At 63.9% G+C, this 8,494-nt stretch carries 7 protein-coding genes; 5 read left to right on the top strand and 2 right to left on the bottom strand.

Features of this window, described 5'->3' with window-relative positions:
- Both AC1DWI_RS07005 and xdhA read right to left on the bottom strand, forming a co-directional pair.
- The coding region (locus tag AC1DWI_RS07005) for a molybdopterin cofactor-binding domain-containing protein (protein ID WP_477724588.1) at nt 1-1,444 on the bottom strand (1,444 nt) is incomplete at its 3' end.
- Complete coding sequence (gene xdhA / locus AC1DWI_RS07000) at nt 1,441-2,916, bottom strand: xanthine dehydrogenase small subunit (RefSeq protein WP_477668123.1); 1,476 nt, start codon at nt 2,914-2,916, stop codon at nt 1,441-1,443. The genes AC1DWI_RS07005 and xdhA, both read right to left, overlap by 4 nt.
- A 70-nt stretch (nt 2,917-2,986) precedes the next feature.
- On the opposite strand from xdhA, the gene AC1DWI_RS06995 reads away from it, so the two are divergent.
- The 5 genes from AC1DWI_RS06995 to AC1DWI_RS06975 all read left to right on the top strand — a co-directional run.
- Complete coding sequence (locus AC1DWI_RS06995) at nt 2,987-3,919, top strand: LysR family transcriptional regulator (RefSeq protein ID WP_477668122.1); 933 nt, start codon at nt 2,987-2,989, stop codon at nt 3,917-3,919.
- Nucleotides 3,920-3,995: 76 nt separating this feature from the next.
- Nucleotides 3,996-5,579 carry an ABC transporter ATP-binding protein gene (locus AC1DWI_RS06990; protein WP_477668121.1) on the top strand — a complete coding sequence of 528 codons (1,584 nt, stop codon included), beginning with the start codon at nt 3,996-3,998 and terminating at the stop codon, nt 5,577-5,579.
- Nucleotides 5,576-6,685: an ABC transporter permease gene (locus AC1DWI_RS06985; protein ID WP_477668120.1), complete on the top strand. Its 1,110-nt coding sequence runs from the start codon at nt 5,576-5,578 to the stop codon at nt 6,683-6,685. The genes AC1DWI_RS06990 and AC1DWI_RS06985 overlap by 4 nt, the downstream gene beginning before the upstream one ends.
- On the top strand, nt 6,685-7,605 hold the full coding sequence (locus tag AC1DWI_RS06980; protein ID WP_477668119.1) for an ABC transporter permease: 921 nt from the start codon (nt 6,685-6,687) through the stop codon (nt 7,603-7,605). The genes AC1DWI_RS06985 and AC1DWI_RS06980 overlap by 1 nt, the downstream gene beginning before the upstream one ends.
- Nucleotides 7,606-7,704: 99 nt before the next feature.
- Nucleotides 7,705-8,494: BMP family ABC transporter substrate-binding protein (locus AC1DWI_RS06975; RefSeq protein WP_477724587.1), on the top strand; the 790-nt coding region annotated here is incomplete at its 3' end.

Here is an 8,494-nt window from a genome sequence, read left to right as displayed (position 1 = left end):
CGGGTGTGATGGCGATGCCGCGCTTGATGACCGGGCTTTGAGTGTTCCAGGCAGAAATTTTCTGACGGCGTTGTGAATAAAGCGCGGACAGCTCCAGTTTTGATAGCAGCGGCTCAAGAATGTTGTCCTCGACCTTCATCTGGTAGTGGGTGACGTCACGCTCGCCGATGCCGTAGAGGTTGCGTTTGCGCACGGCCAGCGGGTCCAGGCCCAGCGCGCGCGCGATGTCGCCCATGATGGCTTCAATCACGATCATGCCCTGCGGACCGCCAAAGCCGCGGAAGGCGGTGTTGCTTTGCGTGTTGGTCTTGCAGCGGTAGGACGCTATCTCCACGTCCTCCAGAAAGTAAGCGTTGTCGGCGTGGAAAACCGCGCGGTCGGCCACCGGGCCCGACAGGTCGGCGCTGAAGCCGCAGTTCACCGCCATCATGAGCTTGAGGCCGCTGAGCCGGCCGGTGTCGTCAAAGCCCACGTCGTATTCATACGCAAAGGGGTGGCGCTTGCCGGTAACTAGGAAGTCGTCGTCGCGGTCCAGCCGCAGCTTGACGGGGCAATGCAGCTTGTGAGCGGCAATGGCGGCCCAAACGGCCATCTGGCCCGACTGCGTTTCCTTGCCGCCAAAGCCGCCGCCCATGCGCCGGCATTCAACGCGCACCGCATGGTTGGCAATGCCCAGTGCGTGCGACACCCAGTGCTGGATCTCGCCGGGGTGCTGGGTGCTCGAATAGACCAGCCACTGGTGTTGTTCCTGCGGCACCACGTAGGCAACCTGGCCTTCGAGGTAGAAATGTTCCTGGCCGCCGACTTCCAGCGTGCCGTGCAGTGCATGGGGCGCATTTTTGAGTGCTGCTGCCGCGTCGCCGCGTTTCACGAAGACCGGCGGCAGCACATAACTTTCTGCCTTGAGCGCGTCGTGCACGGTCAGCAGGGCGGGAAGGGGCTCGATGTTGCACACCACCTTGCGTGCGGCGCGGCGGGCCTGCATGACGGTGTCGGCCACCGCCACGCCGATCACCTGGCCGATGTGCTGCACCGTGTTTTGTGCAAACACCGGCTCGTCGTGAGAGAAATTGCCCAGCACCGGGTCGCCCGGAATGTCGCGCGCCAGGATCACGTCGCGCACGCCCGGCATGGCCAGCGCCGCGGTGGTGTCGACGCCCAGCAGCCTGCCATGTGCCACGGTCGACAAAATGGGCGCGGCATGCAGCGTGCCGCGCACTTCCGGAATGTCGTCGACATAGGTGGCGGCGCCGGCGACTTGCGCGCGGGCGCTTTCATGGGGTGTGGAGCGGCCCGCCGCCTGCGTGCTTGCGGGTTTTTGGGCCAGCGACGTTTTTTCCGCAAGGTCTGCGGGGGGCACATCGCCAGCGCGGGCGTTGGCTGCGCGCACGTCCGGGTCGGCCATCGCATCGCGGCTGACGGAGATGTCTTTCGCGGCGTTCATGCGGCTTCCTCCAGCCGGAAGCTGGCTAGGTTGATCTGCTGCAGTCCCTGGCTTTCGAGCCAGTAGCGCTGGAGCAGGTTGCCCAGCACCTGGCTGCGGTAGGCCGCGGAGGCACGCATGTCTGAAATCGGTGAGAACTCGGCACGCAGCGTGGTGATGGCGCTTTGGACTGTGGCCTGCGTCCAGGGTTTCTCCGTCAGCACTGCCTCAGTCTGAGTGGCTCGCACCGGCGTGGCGGCGACGCCGCCTGCGCCTATCGACGCGCTGACGACAATGCCATTTTCAATCTGCAGGTTGATCGCCAGGCAGACGGCGGAAATATCGTCGTCATAGCGCTTGGAGATTTTGTAGACCTTCATCGCCTCCCGGGGCTGCGGTTTGGGCACCTTGATCCAGGCCAGCACTTCGTCGGGCGCCATCACGTTCTTGCGGTAGCCGGTGTAAAGCGCTTCCAGCGGCATTTCGCGGTGGCCGCGCACGCTCATCAGGACGATGTTTGCGCCTAGTGCAATCAGCAAGGGCATGGAGTCGCCAATCGGCGAGCCATTGGCGATGTTGCCGCCCAGCGTGCCGGAATTGCGCACCGGCAGCCCGGCAAAGCGGGCCCCGAAGTTTTGCAGTTGCGGCCGGTCTTTCACCAGCGCCGCATAGGCGTCGGCCAGTGTCACGGCGGCGCCTATGGCGATGTGATGCGGGTAGTCTTCAATGCGGCGCAGTTCACGCACTTTGGTGACATCCAGCACCTTGCCAAATTGCATGTGCTGCTTGGTCACCCACAAGCCCACGTCGGTGCAGCCGGCCACCAGTTGGGCGCCGGGGTGGGAGGCGCGGGCCTGCAGCAAGGCTATCAGCGTGGTGGGTGATTTGTAAGCCAAATCGGCCTCCAGCCCAACAGGGGCGGGCGCGAGCAGCTCCAGTTTTTGTAGCAAACTGGCTTCGTCGACCTGCACCGGAGGCAGGTCGCCCATGGTCTGCGCGGCCTCCAGAATGGGCCGGTAGCCGGTGCAGCGGCAAAGATTGCCGGAGAGTTCTTCCTGGGCCAGCTCCCGCGTGATGGGCTCGCCTTGGCAGACGTGGTTTTGGTACATGCCGAACAGGCTCATCACGAAGCCCGGGGTGCAGAAGCCGCATTGGGAGCCGTGTTTGTCCACCATGGCTTGCTGGGCGGGGTGCAAGGCGCCGTCCTGCGCTGCAATGTCTTCCACCGTCCACAGCGCCATGCCGTCCACCGAATGCGCGAGCCGGATGCAGCTGTTGATGGCACGGTATTCGACCTTGCCGCCCGTCGCCTCGCCCAGCACCACGGTGCAGGCGCCGCAGTCGCCTTCGCCGCAGCCCTCCTTGGTGCCGGTGCAGGCCAGGTCCTCGCGCAGCAGCTCCAGCAGGGTGCGGCTGGGTGGTACATTGCTGACGGAAACAACTTCACCCCGCCTGACGAAGCGGATGGGTCTGGAAAAAGATGGGACAGCCATGCTTCAGGTTAAAACAGTCGCGCCGCGGCCAGCATACAAAAGTGCATATCAACCGCATGGGTGAAAAGGTATGAAAGACCAGGCGCTTTTCGACAAGATAGACCTCCATCTCATCAGGGTCTTGAACACCGTGCTTACTGAACGCAGCGTATCACGCGCCGCCCTCCGCCTGGGCATGTACCAGCCCGCCGTCAGCGCGGCGCTCAAGCGCCTGCGCACGCTGGCGGGTGACCCTATCCTGGTGCGGTCCGGCTCCGGCATGGTGCCTACGGATGCGGGCCTGCGCATGATCGAGCCCTCGGCCAGCATTTTGCGCGCGGCCGGCATGTTGTTCAGTGACGCGCGCGGGTTTGACCCGGCTACCGCTCAGACCACCTTTCGCCTGGCGGCCAGCGACTACCTGGACCCGTCTTTCCTGCCGCAGCTGGTGGCGCAGATCAAATCCCAGGCGCCGCTCTGCCATATCGAAATCCACCCGCTGTCCGCTGAATCCGACTACCGCACGCACCTGGCGCAAGGCCAGGCCGACATCGTCATAGGCAACTGGGCCGCGCCGCCCGACGACCTGCACATGGCACGTCTTTTCGGCGACGAGGTGGTCTGCCTGGTCGCCAAGGAGCACCCGGCCGTGCGCCGCGGCTGGGATGCCGCGACCTGGCTGGAAGCCGAACACATCGCGCCCACCGCCACGCACCCCGGCGCCAAGGGCGTGATCGACGAGCATCTCGACACCTTGGGCATGGTGCGCAACATCACGGTGCGCTGCCCGCACTTCAGCCTGATGCCGTCCATGGTGGCATCAAGCTTGCTGGTGATGACCACCGGGCGCCAGTATTGCGAACGCTTTGCCGGCCTGCTACCGGTGAAAATACTGCCCAGCCCGATCGCCTTTCCCCGAATGATGTATTACCAGCTCTGGCACGAACGCACACACGCCTCCAACTCGGCCCGGTGGCTGCGCGAGCGTGTCAAGTCTGTGGCCTCAACGCTACGAAAAGAATAGCTGCTTGCGCTCGTCCCGTAAGGGCTGCAGCCAGAATTACCTATAAACCGACGACAAAACCGGATACCCAGAGACAATGACCGTAGCCTCGCCCCAGACTGACAGCCCGCCCGGCCAGCCGCCGCGGCTGCAGCTTTCCGGCATCACCAAAAGCTACCCCGGCGTGGTGGCCAACAGCGGCATTTCGCTGACAGTGCAGCCCGGTGAAATCCACGCCGTGCTCGGTGAAAACGGCGCGGGCAAATCGACACTGATGAAGATCATTTACGGCTCGGTCAAGCCCGACGCCGGCAGCGTGGCGATGGACGGCAAACCGGTGGCTGTGCGCAACCCGCACGAGGCGCGGGCGCTGGGCATCAGCATGGTGTTTCAACACTTCAGCCTGTTTGACACGCTGACGGTGGCCGAGAACGTCTGGCTGGGGCTGGACAAACACCTCACGCTGGCCGAAGTCTCGCAGCGCATCCTGCAGACGACACAAGCCTATGGCCTGCAGCTGGACCCGACACGTCCCGTGCACACCCTGAGCGTGGGCGAGCGGCAGCGGGTGGAAATTGTCAGGGCGCTGCTCACGCATCCGCGGCTGCTGATCCTGGACGAGCCCACCTCGGTGCTGACGCCCCAGGCGGTCGAGAACCTGTTTGTCACGCTGAGAACGCTGGCTGCACAGGGCTGCAGTATTTTGTACATCAGCCACAAGCTGCATGAAATCCGCGCGCTGTGCACTGCCTGCACGGTGTTGCGTGGCGGGAAGGTTTCCGGTTTCTGTGATCCGCGGCAGGAGTCCAATGCCTCGCTGAGCCGTTTGATGATTGGCGCTGAGCCGCCCGCGCTGGAGCACCGCGAGGTGCGCGCCGGCGCCGTGGTGCTCGACGTGAAGCAACTCGACGTGCAAAAGGAAGACCAGTTCGGCGTCGACCTGCACCAGATCGCGTTGCAGGTGCGGTCCGGCGAGGTGGTCGGCATTGCCGGTGTGTCGGGCAATGGCCAGAAAGAGTTGCTTTATGCACTGTCGGGCGAAGACACCCGCGCCGCCAGCGATGCGATCAAAGTCAAAGGCCAGCCGGTGGGCAAGTTCGGCCCTGGCGGCCGGCGCGCGCTGGGCCTGCACTTTGTGCCTGAAGAGCGCCTGGGGCGTGGCGCCGTGCCATCGCTTTCGCTGGCACGCAACCTGTTGCTCACGCGCAAGGAGGCTGTTGGCAAAAGCGGCTGGCTTGACCGCGGCGCCCTGCAGGCGCAGGCAGCCCGCATCATTGCCGACTACAAGGTCAAGTCCGGCGGGCCGCAGGCGGTGGCCAAGTCGCTGTCGGGCGGCAACCTGCAGAAGTTCATCATGGGTCGCGAGATTGACGCGCAGCCTGAGCTGCTGATCGTTTCGCAACCCACCTGGGGTGTTGATGTGGGGGCGGCCACGCAAATACGTGGCGAGTTGCTCAAGCTGCGCGATGCCGGCTGCGCGGTGCTGGTGGTGAGTGAAGAGCTCGAAGAACTGTTTGACATCTGCGACCGGCTCTATGTGATGGCCAAGGGTCAGCTCTCGCCCTCGCTGCCGCGCGCCGACGCCACGGTGGAACTGGTGGGGCAGTGGATGAGCGGGCTCTGGGCGGCCGGCACGCACCAGGCAGAGACAACACAAACCACGGCGGAGGCCTCGGCATGAGGCTCGAGATTCGTCCCCAGCCGTCTTCCTTCTGGAGCTATGCCTCTCCGGTGCTGGCTCTGCTGATTACCGTGCTGATCGGCGTGGCGCTGTTTGTGGCGCTGGGCAAAGACCCCGTCAAGGGCATGCAGGTGTTTTTCTGGGAACCTATCAAGTCGCCCTACGCGATCGGGGAACTGCTGGTCAAGGCCACGCCGCTGCTCATCATCGCGCTGGGGCTGGCGGTGTGTTTTCGCTCCAATGTCTGGAACATCGGCGCCGAAGGCCAGTTCGTCATGGGTGCGATCGCCGCAGGCGGCGTGGCGCTGTTGGCTGAAAAAACCACGGGTCCCTGGATCGTTCCGGCCATATTGCTGGCAGGCCTTGCGGGCGGCATGGTGTGGGCCGGCATCACCGCCTTGCTGCGCGACCGTTTCAACGCCAATGAAATCCTGGTCAGCCTGATGCTGGTCTATGTGGCGGAGATGGTGCTGAACTACCTTGTCTTCGGCCCCTGGAAAGACCCCAACGGCTACAACTTTCCGCAAACCAAAACCTTCGAGGCCGTGACGCAGATTCCGCGGCTGATGCAGGGCTCGCGTGTGAACATCGGCATCGTGCTCGCACTGGTGGGCGTGGCCGGGCTGTGGCTGTTCATGTTCCGCACACACGCGGGTTTTCGGCATGAGGTCAGTGGCCTCGCACCTGCGGCCGCGCGCTATGCCGGGTTTTCATCGCGTCGTGCGTTGTGGCTGGCGCTGCTGACATCGGGCGCCGCGGCGGGCCTGGCAGGCGCGCTCGAAGTGGCCGGCCCCATTGGCCAGCTCACGCCTTATGTGCCGGCGGGGTATGGTTTTGCCGCGATCATCGTCGCCTTCGTCGGGCGGTTGCATCCGGTCGGCGTGGTGTTCTCCGCCATCCTGATGAGCATGTTTTATATAGGCGGCGAGCTAGCGCAGTCGCGCCTGGGGCTGCCCAAGTCGATCACCGGCGTGTTCCAGGGCCTGCTGCTCTTCAGCCTGCTGGCCTGCGATACGCTTATCGCGTACCGCCTCAAGCTGACCAGGCCCATCCCCACGCCGGTAGCAGCGCCTGCTTCGACCGACCTTGTGAAAGGAGCCGGCTGATGGACTCCACCGCATTGCTCATCGCGGCCACACTCAGCGCCGGCACCGTGCTGGCCATCGCCGCGCTAGGCCTGCTCATCAATGAGAAAGCCGGCATCGTCAACCTCGGCGCCGAGGGCATGATGCTGTGCGCGGCCATTGCAGGCTTTGCCACGGTGGTACACACCGGCAACACCTGGCTGGGCTTTGTGGCCGGCATGGCGGCAGGCGCTTTCCTGGCCGCGGTTTTCGGCGTGCTGGTGATCTGGCTCAATACCAACCAGTACGCCACGGGGCTGGCACTCAGCCTCTTCGGTGCGGGTTTCTCGGCCTTTGCCGGCATCAAGTATGTGCAAGAGAAGTTGCCCGAGCAGTCGCAGTACCCAATTCCCTTTCTGGCTGACATTCCGCTCGTGGGCCCAGCGCTGTTCCGTCAGCATCCCATGGTTTACATCGCCATGGCGCTGACGGCCGGGTTGATCTGGTTCTTGTACCGCACGCGCGCCGGCCTGGTGCTGCGCTCGGTCGGTGAGAGCCCTGAGTCGGCGCATGCGTTGGGCTACCCGGTGCGACGAATACGCCTGGCGGCGGTCGTGGCCGGCGGCGCACTGTGTGGGCTGGCCGGCGCCTATGTGTCGGTGGTCTATACACCGCTGTGGGTCGAGGGCATGATCGCGGGCAAGGGCTGGATCGCGCTGGCGCTCACCACCTTTGCCACCTGGCGACCGGCACGGGTTTTGCTGGGTGCTTACCTGTTCGGCGGCGTGACCATGTTGCAGTTTCACCTGCAAAGCCTGGGCGTGAACATGCCTACGCAGTTCCTGAGCATGCTGCCCTACCTGTCCACCATCGTGGTGCTGGTCCTGATCTCGCGCAACCCGCTGTGGATTCGCGTCAACATGCCCAGCTCCATCGGCAAGCCCTTTTACCCGGGGGCCTGATGGTGTTTTAAGGTCGATCCGCCGCATAATTGCTTTTTTTCGCCTTACCGTTCCACTTTTCATTTCAATGTCATTTCCTAAAAAYGAAAGCGAGTTCACATGACTGACCTGCAAAAACGTTCCCTGCTGAAGCTGGCGGCCTTGTCGGCTGTGGCTGGGGCAGCCCTGATGGGCTGCGGCAAGAAGGAAGAGCCGGCAGCGGCGCCTGCCGCACCCGCGCCAGCGGCGGCAGCGCCTGCCAAGGTCGAGCCCCTGAAAATCGCATTTGCCTATGTAGGCCCTGTGGGCGACGGCGGCTGGACCTTTGCGCACGACAATGGCCGCAAGGCTGTGGAGAAAGCCTATGGCGACAAGGTCGTCACCAGCTTCGTCGAGAAAGTACCCGAGTCGGCCGACGCCGAGCGCGTAATCCGCGACATGGCCAATAACGGCGCCAAGCTGATCTTTGGTACCACGTTCGGCTACATGGAGCCCATGCTCAAGGTTGCGGCCGATACCAAGGGTGTGAAGTTCGAACACGCCACCGGCTACAAGCAGGCCGAGAACATGCGCACCTATGACAGCCGCACCTACGAAGGTGCCTACATGGCCGGCGTGATCGCGGGGAAGATGAGCAAGACCGGCACGCTGGGCGTGGTCGGCTCGGTGCCGATTCCTGAAGTGGTGCGCAACATCAACAGCTTCACGCTGGGCGCGCAGTCGGTCAACCCCAAGGTCAAGACCAAGGTGGTGTGGGTCAACGAGGTTGGCAACCCGCCCGAGAAGTTTGCCCGCGTGTTTGCGCGCTGCCGTGAGCTGGGTTTTCACCTGGTGGCCCACGCCGGCGAGGAAGGCCCGCCCGAATACGTCTGGACGGCGCTTGACGTGCTCAAGGTGGAGCGTGTAGACC

Source organism: Polaromonas sp. P3_C2, from assembly GCF_056402675.1.
This window is presented reverse-complemented; position numbering and strand designations above follow the sequence as displayed.

Excerpts from the sequence above, each read along its gene's own strand:
- xdhA (WP_477668123.1), bottom strand. The coding sequence starts at position 2,916 with ATGGCTGTCCCATCTTTTTCCAGACCCATCCGCTTCGTCAGGCGGGGT.
- AC1DWI_RS06995 (WP_477668122.1), top strand. The coding sequence starts at position 2,987 with ATGAAAGACCAGGCGCTTTTCGACAAGATAGACCTCCATCTCATCAGG.
- AC1DWI_RS06990 (WP_477668121.1), top strand. The coding sequence starts at position 3,996 with ATGACCGTAGCCTCGCCCCAGACTGACAGCCCGCCCGGCCAGCCGCCG.
- AC1DWI_RS06985 (WP_477668120.1), top strand. The coding sequence starts at position 5,576 with ATGAGGCTCGAGATTCGTCCCCAGCCGTCTTCCTTCTGGAGCTATGCC.
- AC1DWI_RS06980 (WP_477668119.1), top strand. The coding sequence starts at position 6,685 with ATGGACTCCACCGCATTGCTCATCGCGGCCACACTCAGCGCCGGCACC.